Below are 14,320 nucleotides of genomic sequence, written 5' to 3'. Positions count from 1 at the left end.
GGAAATTCGGCGGCTAACGTTCACGCCGGGACTTCCAGCGGTTCAGCAGGCCGTCCGGGACTTCCTCGGCCGTGAGCGCAAAGCTGCGGTGGTCAGCCCATTCGCCGTCGATGTGCAGGTAGCGCTCCCGCATCCCTTCATCCCGGAATCCGAGCTTCTCCACCACCCTGAGGCTGGGGCCGTTCTCCGGCCGGATGTTGATTTCCATCCGGTGCAGCCCCAAGGTCTGGAAGCAGTGATCAGTGACCAGCGCCACCGCCGTCGGGACAATCCCGCGGCCGGCTCGGTCCCGATCCACCCAGTAGCCCAGGGTCGCCATCCGGGCAGACCCCCAGACGATCGTGGAAACGGTCAGCTGTCCCACGATCGCCGGCTGCCGGGCCGGATCCTGCCGCTCCGTGATGAGGAACGGCAGGGCCGAGTCCTGCCGGGCCTGCCGGTTGAGGCTGCGCACCATGTCTCCGTAGGTCGGCGGCAGGCCCCCGGGGACCGGGTTGCTGGCCTCCCAGGGCCCCACCCAGCCGGCGTTGCGGGAACGGACTTCCGTCCATTCCCGCCGGTCCCGGTGCCGGATTGGCCGGAGGATGACGTCGTCGCTTTCCAGGACCACCGGCCATGCCACCGATTCAGGCATCGGCAGTTAGTTCTCGAGCGTGCCGGTGAAATCCTTCAGCCAGTCCCGCAGTGCCGGGCCGAGGTCTTCGCGCTCGGATGCGAGCGAAACAACGGCCTTGAGGTAGCTCAGCTTGTCGCCGGTGTCGTAGCGGCGGCCGCGGAAGACCACGCCGTAGACGCCGGAGCCCTCGCCCTCGCCCGCGGCCAGTGTCTGCAGCGCGTCCGTCAGCTGGATTTCCCCGCCACGGCCCGGACCCGTTTCCTCGAGGACGCCGAAGACCGACGGGTGGAGGACATAGCGGCCGATCACAGCAAGGTTGGACGGCGCTTCGTCAACGTCAGGCTTCTCCACGAGCTTGTTCACCTTGACGTAGTCTTCGCCTTCAACGACGGAGATGTCGGCGCAGCCGTAGGCGCTGATCTGCTCCGGATCGACCTCGATCAGGGCAATCACGGAACCGCCGGTCTTTGCCTGGACCTCAACCATCTTTTCCAGCAGGTCGTCACGGGCATCAATGAGGTCATCCCCAAGAAGGACGGCAAAGGGTTCGTCGCCGATGTGCAGCTTCGCGCGGAGCACTGCGTGGCCCAGGCCCTTGGGATCGCCCTGGCGGAGGTAGTGGATTTCGCCGAGCTCGGAAGCGGCCCGCACCAATGCGAGTTTTTCCAGGTCGCCCTTGTCTTCCAGAGTCTTCTCGATGAAGGGAACCCGGTCGAAGTGGTCTTCAAGGGAGCGCTTGTTCCGGCCGGTGATCATGAGAATATCCGGCATACCCGCATTAACGGCCTCTTCGACCACATACTGGATCGCGGGCTTATCCACCACCGGGAGCATTTCCTTCGGCATGGCTTTGGTGGCGGGGAGGAAGCGCGTACCCAGACCGGCGGCGGGGATTACGGCTTTGGTAATTGAGGGGTGTGACGTCGTCATAGTCGTAAGCGTACCTAAGAGGCCTTAGATTGCACCAAATAAGCATCGTTATAGGGACAATGGGCCTATGCGCGCACTAAATAAGGACCAGGCCCGAAAAGATTTCCTGCGGCTGCGCCGGGAAATGACGGATACCGAAAGAACGGAGGCCGCGCAGGGCCTTGCCCGGATAGGGCTCGGGAAGGTCCATGACCTTGTGGCTCCGGGCGCAACCGTGGCCGGATACCTTTCGGTGGGGACCGAGCCGGGCACGGGTGCGCTGCTGGAGGGCCTGTGCAGGGCCGGCTACCGCGTGGTGGTGCCGGTGTGCGAACCAGAGCGCCAGTTGTCCTGGTGTGACTGGACCCCCGAAACCGAGCTGCTGCCGGGACTGCACGGGTCCCTTCTGGAACCGGCCGGACAACGCTACGCCGCAGCCGAGCTGCAGGAACTCGGCCTCGTTTTTGTTCCGGCCCTGGTGGCGGATTCCCACGGCGGGCGGATGGGCAAGGGCGGCGGATACTATGACCGGTTCCTGGCCCGCCTGCGGGCGGACGGCAACCCCGTCCCCGCTGCCGCGGTGGTCTTTGAGCACGAGTTCGTTCCGGCGGGAAGCTTCGAAACCACTCCCCTGGATGCGCCGGTGGACGCAGTGCTCACTCCCTCCCATTGGCGGCAGGTGCCGTCGGAGCCGATGTATACTTAGCACTCAAGGCTTGAGAGTGCCAAGGAGGATCATCAGAGTGCCCACGTATGCCTACGCCTGCAAGGACTGCTCCCATTCGTTCGATATCCAGCAGTCCTTCAGTGAAGATTCCCTGACGGTCTGCCCCGAATGCGGCGGCCGGCTGCGGAAGAAGTTCAACAGCGTCGGAGTCGTCTTCAAGGGCTCCGGTTTCTACCGCACCGACTCCCGCGACGCCACCTCCACCGTCCCGGCGGCTCCTTCCAAGTCCGACTCCACCTCCTCTGCGGCACCCGCTGCGTCCGGGACCTCCGCTCCCGCCGCCGCTGCCGGTACGGGCAGCACCAAGCCCTAAGGTCCGCTGCCGGAGCTGCTTCACGGGCGGGCGACTCTGCCTCCACATCGGCACTTTCGCCGGCGCACGGCTGACGCCGAGACCGTTTCCTGAGACCGGGCCGCTGCCGCGCAGCATCCGCACTTAGCGTGGCGGCATGCCATTTCGCCGCTTTACCGCCCGGCGGCTGTCCTCCGCCGCCCGTCTCCACCGTTCTTCCGGTTCCGCCGACCCCGCTGCGAGGGTCCGGCGCTTTATTGTGCGCCACCGCCGCCTGCTGGCGGCTCTGGCCTGCTGCGCTGCTGCAGGGTCAGCAGTCGAAGCCCTGGTTCCCGTGGCCGCAGAGCGCTCCGTTGTGGTCCGCGCCGCCCGGGATCTGCCTGCCGGCACGGTGCTGACTGCCGCAAGCCTGGAGACGGCACGCCTGCCCGCCGAGGCAGTTCCGCCGGGCGCCCGCGATGATCCGGAAGCCCTGGTGGGCCGGCGCCTCGCCACCCCGCTGCTCCGGGGCAGTCCCGTAACGGAAGTCTCCCTCGCCGGCGCCGGGCTCCTGATCGGTTCTCCGCCCGGTTCCGTGGCCGTTCCGCTGCGCCCGGCGGACCCGTCCGTCCTGGACCTGCTCGGCCCGGGTCAGCTGGTCAGCGTTGTTGCGGGCACCGAAGGACCGTGGACCGGCACCGAGGCCGGAAATGCGCCGGACGGAGGCGGTGCGGATGTCCTGGCGGTCTCGGTGCCGGTGCTGTGGGTCTCCGGCTCCGAGACAGCGGTCGGGTGGCCGGACACAGGCGCCGGCGAGGGGCTGGTAGTGGTAGCCGCGGACCCGGACAACGCCGCCCGGCTCACGGCTGCCTCCGGGGCCGGCGTCGTCTATCTTGTCCTGACGGACGGCTGAGGCGCCGCTGCCGTGCAGCCTGTCCTGCAGATCATCCCCAGTGCGGGGGGCGCTGCTCCCGCAGCCAGGAATCGTTGTCTTCGACGGCGTCACCCCACACGCGGGGATCGTCCTCCTTGGCGGTCACGGGCAACAGGCCGGCAGCACCCGTCCCCGGCGAAACCGCCCGGCGGTGTCCACGCCTCCGGCGGCCCGGCGCCTTACCCGCGGATTCGGGATCAGGGGACCTGTCCTCCCCCGCTGCCGCGGGGTTCTCCGCTCCGGGGTTCTCCGCCCCGGGGTTCTCCCCCGCAGCCTTCCCGACTCCCGGGGCCGCGGCGGCATTTTCCGCCGCGGCCTTTCCGGTGACCGGTTCCTCTGTCATCGATTACTCTCCTGCAGTGCTGCGCGGGGCAGGTCCCGACCTCCGGTCACCCATCCCGCTGCTTCCATGCGGAGCCGCCGTTGCCGGGACGGTCTCGTCCACGGCGTGGTCTCCGCCGATTTCCGCCGCGTCCGCCGTGCGGGGCACGGGCTTCTGGCCCACGGGCGGATCCGGCAGCTCGAGGTACCGGCTCACCAGGTCCGCACAGGCGGAGGGGTCGCTGAAGACCTCAATGGTCCACAACGGCATGTACCGCCAGCCGCGGCGTTCAAGCAGCTGGGGCCAAAGCCTGCTCCGTTCGCGGACGGACATGGCCCGGTACCGTTCGGTGCCGTCGGATTCAATGGCCAGCGGAGCCGGAGTGCCGGTGGGCCCGGCGGTATGGGGTGCTGCGGCAACAATGTCGATGGCATTGTCGTAGTGGTCCCAGACCTTGGCACCGCGCTCACGCAGGCGGCCCACCAGGTCAGCGACCAGCGGATCTTCGTCCATGATGCCCCCGGCGGCCGCAGCCTTTTCACGGGCGCTTTGGGGTTCCAGCTCACGTTTGATGAGCTCGTAGAAGTCCAGGGCGCCGTAGCCCAGCCGTGTCCGGTCCAGGTCCGCGGGCTGGAAGCAGGTCAGCACATGCTGTTTATAGCGGGCCCGGGTCATGGCGGTGACGAACTTCTTCCGTCCGTCCGGCGCCGACAGCGGCCCGAAGTTGTGCAGCGCGCGGCCGTGCGGGGTCCGGCCGAAGCCCAGGGAGAAGATCACGCAGTCCCGGACCATGCCGACGGCCCGGTCCACCGGAACAACCCGGAAGGACTCGGATTTCGCCGTGAAGAAATCGGCTGCCCAGGGGAAGTTGGCCATCTGCACCCGGATTGCCTCGGCCACCCGCACGGCGTGGCGCGGGCTGGCGGTAATGACACCGAGTGACTGGTGCGGGCGGCGCCGGATGTGTTCGAAGACCAGGTCAACCACGCGGTTGACCTCCGCTGCGACGCTTTCCACGCCTTCGTGCTCGGCGCTGGGCATGCCGGTTCCGTCGGGCAGGTATTCCACGGACAGTGACCGGAGGCCGGTGGTGACTTCATCGGCGCTCGGGACCATGGTGAGGCGGCCGCCGTAGAAGGACTCGCTGAGCTGGCGCAGCAGCGCCTTATCGGTGCCCCGGTACACGGTGGAGAGGGCGCGGGAGGGCAGCACGCGTTCCAGGGCGTCGAAGGCGCTGACCAGATCCACGTGCTGGGAAGCGGCGGCGGGTTCGACGCCGATGGTGAAGGGCCGCGGTCCGCCCAGGCAGTTGTCGCCGAAGGCAATGACCTGCGAAGCGCGGGCCAGCGCAGGAACGGCGGACTGCAGGCTGGTGGATTCAGCGTCAAGCAGGATCACTGTGTCGAAGCGTCGGTGTTCCGGCAGGACCATCGACAGCACCAGGGGGCTGGCTGCCCACACCGGCAGCAGCGAGGAAACGAGTTCCTCGGACTGCTGGCCCAGGCTTTCCAGGGACAGCTCGCCTTCCTTGATCAGCTCACGCAGATCCTCGGCAGCGCCGCGTGACGTCTGGACGCCGGAGCGCCACCGTGAGGCCAGGCTCCAGCGCAGCCGCGCGGCACCCGAGGCAATGTGGGCGTTGTCCGCGAGGCGGTACTCGGCTTCGAGGCGGCGCAGGCTGTTGCCGTCGGACATGGCCAGGTAGTCATCACCGCTGATCATGGCTTCGAGGGCGGACTGCCACCAGGCAAGTTCCAGTTCGTAGCCGACGTTGCCGGGCTGGACTTCGCGTGCGCTCAGGTCATCCAGCAGTTCGCCCAGGCCCTGTCCCCGCATTTCATCGAGCAGCAGGGTCCGTTCCGGCAGCGTTTCCAGCGTTTCCCGGTCCCCGGCCAGCTGGCTGAGCTGCTTCTCGAGTTCGTCGAGCGGCAGGGCGGCGAGGTCAGGGTGGAACGGCGTCTCGGCCAGGATGCCGGTGAGGGTATCCAGCTGCTCCTTGACCAGGAGGTAGGAACGGTTGATCTCGGCCAGTCCGGTGGGGACCGAGGGGTGGCGCTGTGTCGTGGCGTAGCGGGTCCAGACGGCACGCTGCTGCTGGACTTCGGCCAGGGAGGCGTGCAGGTCCGAAATGTGCACGCCGGGACGGACGTACTCCTTTGCCACGCGCCGCAGCCGGGAACGGGTCATGGAACTCATGTCCACGCCGCGCTCACGCCGCCAGGAAGACGAAGCGGTTGCGGAAATCAGGTCGGTTACCGGGCGGTCGAAAATGTCCGGGGTGAACTTGTCCAGGCTTTCCCGCACGGCCACAAGCAGTTCAAGCTGCTCGCCCCACTGGGCGAAGGTTTCACCGAGGCGGATTTCGGAGTGCTCCGCCACGGCCTGGACCTTGGCCCGCAGGGCCGGCAGGTCCGCGGCAAGGGTCTGGGTCAGCGTGTACGCCTCTTCCGTTTCCTTGCGGTTGAGCAGCTTGGCGCCGTACCAGGGACTGGTGGTCGCCGCCCGGCTGAAGCTGCCGAGTTCGGCCGCGCGGCGCAGGCGTCCGGACAGTTCGGTACGGTCCGTGATGCTGTCCAGGACGCTCCGCTTGAGCCGGACGGCGGTGGCCGGTGCCGGGTTCATGGAGGTCAGGTCAGCCAGGGACTGCATGGCCTGGTAGGGAGAGCAGCCCCAGCGGCGGCGGACGTTGTGCAGGGACTTGACGTGGTCGCGCAGCTGGTGGCGGTTTTCCAGCAGGACCTTGTGCAGGCCCTGCAGTTCCGGGGCCTCAGCCTTTTCATTGCGTACGATGGCGCGGACCAGCTGGTCCTTCAGCTGCTGCTGGGTGAGACCGGCGTTGACCTGCAGGATCAGGGAACCGAGCTGCATGGCGTCCAGTTCGGAAACGAACTGGTTGAGGGTGCCGCGGCGTTCCGCCACAACCAGGACGGACTTGCCGGCATTGGCCAGCGCCGCCACCGCGTTGAGCGCCGTCTGCGTCTGGCCGGTCCCGGCCGGAGCGGACACCACGAGGGACCGGCCCGCGTTGATCAGGTCCAGGACTTCCTGCTGCTGCCGGTCTGCGTCGAGGATGAGCAGTTCATCGGCAGGGTCGCGCTCGTCCAGGGCAGGAAGCTCCAGCGGTTCGGGTTCCGCAGGACTGGCCGCCCCGTCACGCGCGCCGTCGATCAGGGCACGGAGAATCGGGTGGGCCGGGTCCAGGGCCGGATCCTCGCTGAGGTCTGACAGGTCCGCGAAGGTGGAAACCAGCAGGCGGTGCTCAATGTTGATCCCGCGGACGCTGCCCGTGAGAGCGCGGAGCTTTTCCAGCACGGGGTGGGGATCAAAGCGGGCGGTGCCGTAGGCCAGGCGGGTGAGGGACTCGACGTCGATGTCCAGGCCTTGTTCCTGCTGCAGGTGGCGGACCAGGGCCGGATTCAGTGCCGCCTTTTCGGTCAGCTGCAGTTCATAGTCATCCTGCGAGGCGTGGACCGTCAGCGCCACGGGCGTAAGCAGCACGGGTGCGGTCAGGGACTCGGGCCGCACTGCTTCGTCGGAGGCGTAGCGCCAGGACGCGGTGCCGGCAGCCATGTAACCGACGTCGATACCGCGGTCAGTGCCCAGCTCGTAGATCTTGGCGCGGAGCAGACGCCCTGCCTTCATGGCGGCACCGTACTGATCGGGATCCCGCAGCAGGGTGGACAGCCGCGTGCGGCGGCCGGCAAGCAGCTGGGCCAGCCCCGAGGGATGCGCGTGCGTCAGGTCGATACTGTTGGCTGCGGACGGCGTGAAATGGAGCAGTGTGTCCGTTCCGGCGTGCTGTCCCAATCGTCCCAGCCACGGCAGCAGGAAGTCCGAGGGATTCTCCCCGGTATTCTGCTCAGACACTAGTGCCCTCTTTTCTGCACTTCCGCGCGTTCTCGACCAAATTGGCATACCTTCAAAACTATCGCGTCGGAGCGGGTTTCCCGAACATAGCAACGCGGGGGGACAAAACAGAGGACGGCCGAAACGGCCGTCCTCTGTCCTCTTTACGCTATTCCCACTCGATTGTTCCCGGCGGCTTGCTGGTGACGTCCAGCACCACGCGGTTGATTCCGTCCACTTCGTTGGTGATGCGGTTGGAAATGCGGGCCAGCAGATCGTACGGAAGCCGGGACCAGTCAGCGGTCATCGCGTCTTCGCTGGATACCGGGCGCAGCACGATCGGGTGCCCGTAGGTCCGCCCGTCACCCTGCACTCCGACGCTGCGGACATCCGCCAGCAGCACTACCGGCATCTGCCACACCTCGTCATCAAGCCCGGCGCTGGTCAGTTCGGCGCGGGCAATGGCGTCCGCGCGGCGGAGCAGGTCCAGCCGCTCCTGCGTCACGTCGCCGACAATCCGGATGCCCAGGCCGGGGCCGGGGAACGGCTGGCGGCCGACAATTTCGGCCGGCAGTCCGAGCTCGGCGCCCACGGCGCGGACCTCGTCCTTGAACAGCGCCCGAAGGGGCTCCACCAGTTCAAACTTCATGTCCTCGGGCAGTCCGCCCACGTTGTGGTGGCTCTTGATGTTGGCTGCGCCCTCACCGCCGCCTGATTCGACCACGTCCGGGTACAGGGTGCCCTGGACCAGGAAGCGGATGGGCTCGCCTTCAGCCTCGGCCTTGGACATGATGGCCCGTTCGGCTTCTTCGAAGGCGCGGATGAATTCGCGGCCGATGATTTTCCGCTTGGTCTCCGGATCGGAGACTCCGGCCAGCGCGGACAGGAAGCGCTCCTGCTCGTTGGCCACGTACAGGTTGACGCCGGTGGCGGCCACGAAGTCGCGCTCAACCTGCTCGGCTTCGCCTTCGCGCAGCAGTCCGTGGTCAACGAAGACACAGGTCAGCTGGTCCCCGACGGCGCGCTGCACCAGTGCTGCCGCTACGGCGGAGTCGACGCCGCCGGACAGGCCGCAGATGACGCGGGAGTTTCCCACCTGGGCGCGGATGCGGGCAACCTGCTCTTCGACAATGTTGCCGGTGGTCCAGCTGCGTTCGAGCTTGGCGCCCTTGAACAGGAAGTTCTCCAGCACGGCCTGGCCGTGGGCGGAGTGCTTGACCTCGGGGTGCCACTGCACGCCGTAGAGGCCCTTGGCCTCATTGGCGAAGGCAGCCACCGGTGCGCCGGCGGTGCTGGCCAGCACGTCGAAGCCCTCGGGTGCTTCCTGCACGCTGTCGCCGTGGCTCATCCAGGTGTTCTGCTCGTCCGGGGTGCCTTCGAGGATGGACCGGGAACCGCCGACTGCGCGTGCGTCGGTGGAACCGTACTCCCGCAGCCCCGTCTTCGCGACCTTTCCACCCATGGCCGCGGCCATGGCCTGGAAGCCGTAGCAGATGCCGAAAACCGGAACACCGGCCTCGAACAGGTCTGCATCGACCTTGGGGGCGCCTTCGGCGTACACGCTGGAGGGGCCGCCGGAGAGAATAATGGCAGCCGGGTTCTTCGCGAGCAACTGCTCGGTGCTGTAGGTGTGGGGAACCACCTCGGAGTAGACGTCGGCTTCGCGCACCCGCCGGGCTATCAGCTGGGCGTACTGCGCTCCGTAGTCCACAACAAGGACGGGCCGCTCTTCAATGGGATCTGTCGCGGGATTAGTCACGTTTCAAGGATAGTCGGACCGCCGCGGGCCGTGCACACCGGACAGCAGCTGCTGCCGGCCCCGACCGTCCGCGACTGGTTCCCTTAGTAGCGCTTGGCCGCTTCAGGATGCGCTTCAAGCTCGGCCAGGACCTGCTTGTGGATCCGTCCTTCGACCACAAAGGAGAGGAACGGCACAACGCCGCCGAGCGCAATCAGGATAAATCGGGAGAACGGCCAGCGCATCAGCTGCCACAGCCGGAAGTCGGCCAGCAGGTACACCACGTACATCCAGCCGTGCAGGATGAGCACACCGATGGAGAGGTTGACGCCGCCGACAATGATCTCGGTGTCGAAACCGTACTTGGCAATCATTTCCACCACGAGCGCGAGCAGCAGCACACCGGTGACGTAGGCAAAGACCTTGTAGAACTTCAGGGCCGAACGAATCTGGGCGTGGGTCCCGCCGAACCGGCGCTTCTTTTTCCTCGGTGCCTTGGCGGTGCTTGCGGATTCGCTCACTTGGTTACCTCGCTGCTGGGGTGTTGGTTGTCGGATTCGGGTGCGCCGTCGTCGTCATCGTCCTCGTACTCGTCGTCCTCGAGGCTGCGCTGGTACTCGTCGGCCACCAGGCGCCACCAGAGGAAGACGGAGAAACCGGCGAAAACGATCCACTCGAGCGCGTAGAAAATATTGAGCCAGTTGACGGGGGTGTCCTCGGGCTGGGCGCTGACCTGCACGGGTTCCATGCTGCCGGAGTCAACGGGGCTGCCGTCCACGGTGATCTCCGAGGCGGTGACGAACGCCGAATAGGCGGGGGCGTCCCAGAGGTTGATCAGTTCGGCGGTGGACAGCGCGCTGACGCGGCCCTCTTCCGGAGTTGCAGCCAGCGGGGCCTCCGAGGGCAGCAGCCGGCCGACGACGGCGGCGTCTCCTGTCGGCACGGGGCTCACGTCGTCCGGGTCCGGGACCCAGCCGCGGACCACCGGGATGAACTCGCCCGAGGGTGCGCCGTCGACGTTGAACGCGGTGACTGCCCAGTAACCCGTCTCGCCGTCCTGGAGCCGCTGCTCCACGAGGACCGATTTATCCGGGTCAAAGGAACCGGTGAAGGAGACCATCTGGTCCGCTTCGGTTTCATACATGGGCTTGCCCGGGGTGAAGGCCTCGGTCAGCGGCCGGACCTCTTCGGTGGCGCGGGGTTCCCCGGCATCACCGGATTCGGCACTGGAAAACTGCCATTGGCTCAACAGTACAAACACCGTTGAGAGGACTAGGGCAAAGAGCAGGCCGGCGATCCAGCGTGGCTGCAGGGCAGTTTTGAGCACTCGTTAACGGTACTTCGTGAAGCTGTAGAAAACCCAATGACGGCTGGCGGCCCGCTCAGTGGTCAAAGAAGACCAGCGAGGAATTGATCAGCTCGGAGATGACCTCGGCGTCGTTGGCCCGGCGCAGGGAGTCCCGGAAGGAAGGGCGGAACAGGGACCGCGCGATGGTGGCGAGGACCTCCAGGTGCTGCGAGAAGGACGCTGCCGGGGTGGCTATCAGCAGGACCAGGGTTGCCGGACCGTCGGAGGCTCCGAAATCAATGCTGTGTCCGTAGGCGGCGATGCCCACGGCGATGGAGGTTTCGCGCACATATTCGCTGCGGGCATGCGGGAGGCCGATCCCGCCGGGCAGGCCGGTGGCCATCTGGTGTTCCCGGGCCTGGACCTGGGTGAGGAATCCCTCCAGGTCGGTGATCCGCCCGGCCCGGTAGAGCCGTTCCGCCAACTGCGCGGCGGCGTCGTACCGGTCTGCCGCCTCCATCGAGAGGATCACCAGGCCCGGTTCCGTGAGCACCGCTCCGGCTTCGTTCAGGGTAAGTTCCCCCTCCCGGGGCGGCACCGGGGACTGCCTGTTCCGCAGAGACTGTTTTTCGTTCAAGGAGTGTTCTTCGTTTCCATCGATCGCGGCGGGGCGCTAGATGCGCGGGGCTATGTCCTCGGCCGCCAGGCGGGCGGCATCGGCACTCTTGTCATCGGGCTGCTCCTGGCTGCGGCGTTCGGCATCAACGCGGGCGAGGTAGTGCGCCACTTCGCTTTCCGCCCGTTCGCTGTCCCAGCCCAGCAGCGGAGCCATCAGTTCAGCTACCACGGGTGCCGCCGACACGCCGCGGTCAAAGGTTTCAATGGAGATGCGGGTGCGCCGCGCGAGCACATCTTCGACGTGCCGGGCGCCTTCGTGGGTGGTGGCGTAGACCACTTCGGCGCGCAGGTAGTCATCGGCGCCGGGCAGCGGCTCCGCGAGGGTCTGGTCGGCCTTGATGAGCTCAAGCAGGTCATACGCCATGGAACCGTAGCGGTTGAGCAGGTGCTCCACGCGCACCACATGGACCCCGTATTCGTCGGCGGTGCGGTGCCGGCGGTTCCAGGCGGCCTTGTAGCCCACGGCGCCGAGCAGGGGGATGGTCTGCGTACAGCTGTCCGGAACCTTTTCATCCAGTGCCCTGGCTGCCTCGTCGACCGCGTCCTTGGCCATGACCCGGTAGGTGGTCCATTTGCCGCCCGCCACGACCACCAGGCCCGGCACCGGGTGCGCCACAACGTGTTCCCGGGAGAGCTTGGCCGTGGAATCGTTCTCCCCTGCCAGCAGCGGACGCAGGCCGGCGTAGACCCCTTCCACGTCCTCGCGGGTCAGCGGGGTTTTCAGCACCAGGTTCACATGCTCGAGGATGTAGTCGATATCCGCCGAGGTGGCCGCCGGGTGCGCCTTGTCCAGGTTCCAGTCCGTATCCGTGGTGCCCACAATCCAGTGCCGGCCCCAGGGGATGACGAACAGTACGGATTTCTCCGTCCGCAGGATCATGCCCACGGTGGACTGGATCCGGTCGCGCGGGACCACCAGGTGGACACCCTTGGAGGCGCGGACCTTCAGCTGTCCGCGGTCGGTCACCATGGCCTGGGTTTCATCCGTCCAGACGCCCGTGGCATTGACAACCTGGCTTGCCGCAATGTCGAACTCGTTGCCGGTTTCCTGGTCGCGGACGCGGGCCCCCACCACGCGTTCGCCCTCGCGGAGGAAATCGACGACGGCGAGGCGGTTCACTACCGCGGCACCGTAATGCGCGGCGGTGCGGACCATGTTGGCGACGTACCGTGCGTCGTCCACCTGCCCGTCGTAGTAGCGGATGGCGCCCACCATGGCGTCATCCTTCAGGCTCGGTGCCATCCGCAGGGTCTGGCGGCGGGTCAGGTGCTTCTGCCTGGGCACCCCCCGGGAGTTTCCGGAGGTCATGCCCATGGTGTCGTACAGGAAAATGCCGGCACCCACGTACGGACGCTCAATGACCCGCTTCGTCAGCGGGTAGAGGAAGGCAACCGGCTTCACCAGGTGCGGGGCTATCCGCTGCAGCAGCAGGCCCCGCTCCTTCAGGGCTTCCTGGACCAGCGCAAAGTCCAGCATCTCCAGATACCGCAGTCCGCCGTGAATGAGCTTGGAGGAACGCGACGAGGTGCCCGAGGCCCAGTCCCGGGCCTCCACCATGCCTACTTTCAATCCCCGTGTCACCGCGTCCAGGGCGGCGCCGGCGCCCACCACTCCGCCGCCGACAATGAGGATGTCCAGCTCGTTGCCCGGCCGGGTGGTTGCCTGGAGCCTGTCCATGGCATCGATCCGGTACTCGGGGCTCAGGGCGTCTGCAGTCATGGTCCAGGTTCCTCTCTAGGGTCCTGCCGTAGCTGCGTCCACTCTATGGGTTGGGCTCCGGTATTTACAGGCTGTACTGGTACGGGGACACCAGCACTTCAATGCGCTGGAACGCCTTCAGGTCCGAGTAGCCGGTGGTGGCCATCGCCCGGCGCAGCGCTCCCATGAGGTTGGAGGTGCCGTTGGTGTGGTGCGAGGGGCCCCAGAGGACCTCCTTCAGCGGACCGACCGTGTCCAGGCGGACCCTGTCGCCGCGCGGCAGCTCGCTGTGGTGTGCTTCCTGCCCCCAGTGCCAGCCCTGCCCGGGCGCTTCTTCGGCGCGGGCCAGCGCGGAACCGAGCATCACGGCGTCGGCGCCCATGGCGAAGGCCTTGATGATGTCACCGCTGGTGCCCATGCCGCCGTCGGCGATCACGTGGACGTACCGTCCGCCGGATTCGTCCATGTAGTCCCGGCGGGCCTCGGCAATGTCGGAGATGGCGGTCGCCATGGGGGCGTGGATGCCCAGTGCACGCCGCGTGGTGGTGGTCGCTCCCCCGCCGAAGCCGACGAGGACGCCGGCCGCGCCGGTGCGCATCAGGTGCAGGGCCGGGGTGTAGCCGGCCGCTCCGCCGACAATCACGGGAACGTCGAGTTCGTAGATGAACTGCTTCAGGTTCAGCGGTTCCACGGTCTTGGACACATGCTCTGCGGACACGGTGGTGCCGCGGATCACGAAGACGTCGACGCCGGCGGCCAGGACGGTCTTGTAGAACTCCTGGGTGCGCTGGGGGGTGAGCGAACCGGCAACCGTGACACCGGCGTCGCGCATTTCGGCCAGGCGTGAGCTGATCAGTTCGGCCCGGATGGGGGCGTTGTAGATTTCCTGCAGGCGGCGGGTGGCTTCGGGGTTGAAGTTGTCGCTGCTGAGGGCGGCAATCTCGTCCAGCAGCGGTTCCGGATTGTCGTAGCGGGTCCACAGCCCCTCGAGGTTCAGCACGCCCAGTCCCCCGAGCCTGCCGAGGGCAATGGCCGATGCCGGAGACATCACCGAATCCATCGGGGCGCCGATGACCGGCATCTCGAACTGGTAGGCATCGATCTGCCAGTTGATGGACACATCCTGGGGATCACGGGTGCGCCGCGAGGGCACAATCGCCACGTCATCCAGGGAATAGGCTCTGCGCCCGTGCTTGCCAAGGCCAATTTCTATCTCGTTACTCACGTCCCTAGGTTATCCCAGTGCGCGTCCGCTGCCTTAAAGCAGCCGTTAAACCGAGGGCAGCCCCCGC

The 14,320-nt window shown here is 66.9% G+C and carries 13 protein-coding genes; 3 read left to right on the top strand and 10 right to left on the bottom strand.

Translation table 11 applies throughout. From position 1 onward, the window contains the following. Positions 1-13: 13 nt before the first annotated feature. Complete coding sequence (locus GD627_RS04965) at positions 14-634, bottom strand: GNAT family N-acetyltransferase (RefSeq protein ID WP_146361204.1); 621 nt, start codon at positions 632-634, stop codon at positions 14-16. 6 nt (positions 635-640) lie between these two features. After that, complete coding sequence (gene galU / locus GD627_RS04960) at positions 641-1,546, bottom strand: UTP--glucose-1-phosphate uridylyltransferase GalU (RefSeq protein WP_146361201.1); 906 nt, start codon at positions 1,544-1,546, stop codon at positions 641-643. A 67-nt stretch (positions 1,547-1,613) separates the two neighbouring features. Here galU and GD627_RS04955 point away from each other — a divergent pair, with 67 nt between their 5' ends. From GD627_RS04955 to cpaB, 3 genes are all read left to right on the top strand, one after another. Then, positions 1,614-2,231 carry a 5-formyltetrahydrofolate cyclo-ligase gene (locus GD627_RS04955; RefSeq protein WP_152271545.1) on the top strand — a complete coding sequence of 206 codons (618 nt, stop codon included), beginning with the start codon at positions 1,614-1,616 and terminating at the stop codon, positions 2,229-2,231. 37 nt (positions 2,232-2,268) lie between these two features. After that, entirely contained in the window at positions 2,269-2,565 is a 297-nt protein-coding gene (locus GD627_RS04950) for an FmdB family zinc ribbon protein (protein WP_152271544.1), read from the top strand. A gap of 136 nt (positions 2,566-2,701) precedes the next feature. Further along, a complete protein-coding gene (gene cpaB / locus GD627_RS04945; RefSeq protein WP_152271543.1) occupies positions 2,702-3,436 on the top strand; it encodes a Flp pilus assembly protein CpaB in 735 nt (244 codons plus the stop codon). Between the two features lie 31 nt (positions 3,437-3,467). Here the strand turns inward: cpaB and GD627_RS16755 are convergent, their stop codons facing one another. The 8 genes from GD627_RS16755 to GD627_RS04910 all read right to left on the bottom strand — a co-directional run bounded on the left by GD627_RS16755 (position 3,468) and on the right by GD627_RS04910 (position 14,253). Then, positions 3,468-3,800 (bottom strand): hypothetical protein, encoded by a 333-nt coding sequence (locus tag GD627_RS16755; protein ID WP_246165314.1) that lies wholly within the window; start codon positions 3,798-3,800, stop codon positions 3,468-3,470. Positions 3,801-3,803: 3 nt separating this feature from the next. Continuing rightward, the gene (locus GD627_RS04940) at positions 3,804-7,646 is read right to left on the bottom strand and encodes a DUF4011 domain-containing protein (RefSeq protein ID WP_246165313.1); all 3,843 of its coding nucleotides are present in this window, start codon (positions 7,644-7,646) and stop codon (positions 3,804-3,806) included. A 148-nt stretch (positions 7,647-7,794) separates the two neighbouring features. Then, positions 7,795-9,384, bottom strand: coding sequence for a glutamine-hydrolyzing GMP synthase (gene guaA, locus GD627_RS04935; protein WP_152271542.1), 1,590 nt, complete (start codon positions 9,382-9,384; stop codon positions 7,795-7,797). Positions 9,385-9,467: 83 nt separating this feature from the next. Further along, positions 9,468-9,884: a DUF3817 domain-containing protein gene (locus GD627_RS04930; protein ID WP_146361191.1), complete on the bottom strand. Its 417-nt coding sequence runs from the start codon at positions 9,882-9,884 to the stop codon at positions 9,468-9,470. Continuing rightward, positions 9,881-10,690, bottom strand: a complete 810-nt coding sequence (locus GD627_RS04925) for an SURF1 family protein (RefSeq protein ID WP_146361189.1) — start codon at positions 10,688-10,690, stop codon at positions 9,881-9,883. Before GD627_RS04925 ends, GD627_RS04930 begins: the two co-directional genes overlap by 4 nt. 55 nt (positions 10,691-10,745) lie before the next feature. After that, complete coding sequence (locus GD627_RS04920; protein ID WP_281349973.1) at positions 10,746-11,222, bottom strand: PTS sugar transporter subunit IIA; 477 nt, start codon at positions 11,220-11,222, stop codon at positions 10,746-10,748. A gap of 102 nt (positions 11,223-11,324) precedes the next feature. Then, positions 11,325-13,049, bottom strand: a complete 1,725-nt coding sequence (locus GD627_RS04915) for a glycerol-3-phosphate dehydrogenase/oxidase (RefSeq protein WP_152271541.1) — start codon at positions 13,047-13,049, stop codon at positions 11,325-11,327. Between the two features lie 64 nt (positions 13,050-13,113). Next, positions 13,114-14,253: a GuaB3 family IMP dehydrogenase-related protein gene (locus GD627_RS04910; RefSeq protein WP_152271540.1), complete on the bottom strand. Its 1,140-nt coding sequence runs from the start codon at positions 14,251-14,253 to the stop codon at positions 13,114-13,116. Positions 14,254-14,320 lie beyond the last annotated feature (67 nt).

This window comes from Arthrobacter yangruifuii (genome assembly GCF_009192775.1).
GTDB lineage: Bacteria > Actinomycetota > Actinomycetes > Actinomycetales > Micrococcaceae > Arthrobacter_B > Arthrobacter_B yangruifuii.
This window is presented reverse-complemented; position numbering and strand designations above follow the sequence as displayed.

Bases quoted from the DNA above. Each gene is read 5' to 3' on its own strand.
- galU (WP_146361201.1), bottom strand. From the start codon at position 1,546: ATGACGACGTCACACCCCTCAATTACCAAAGCCGTAATCCCCGCCGCC.
- cpaB (WP_152271543.1), top strand. From the start codon at position 2,702: ATGCCATTTCGCCGCTTTACCGCCCGGCGGCTGTCCTCCGCCGCCCGT.
- GD627_RS04955 (WP_152271545.1), top strand. From the start codon at position 1,614: ATGCGCGCACTAAATAAGGACCAGGCCCGAAAAGATTTCCTGCGGCTG.
- GD627_RS04915 (WP_152271541.1), bottom strand. From the start codon at position 13,049: ATGACTGCAGACGCCCTGAGCCCCGAGTACCGGATCGATGCCATGGAC.
- GD627_RS16755 (WP_246165314.1), bottom strand. From the start codon at position 3,800: ATGACAGAGGAACCGGTCACCGGAAAGGCCGCGGCGGAAAATGCCGCC.
- GD627_RS04965 (WP_146361204.1), bottom strand. From the start codon at position 634: ATGCCTGAATCGGTGGCATGGCCGGTGGTCCTGGAAAGCGACGACGTC.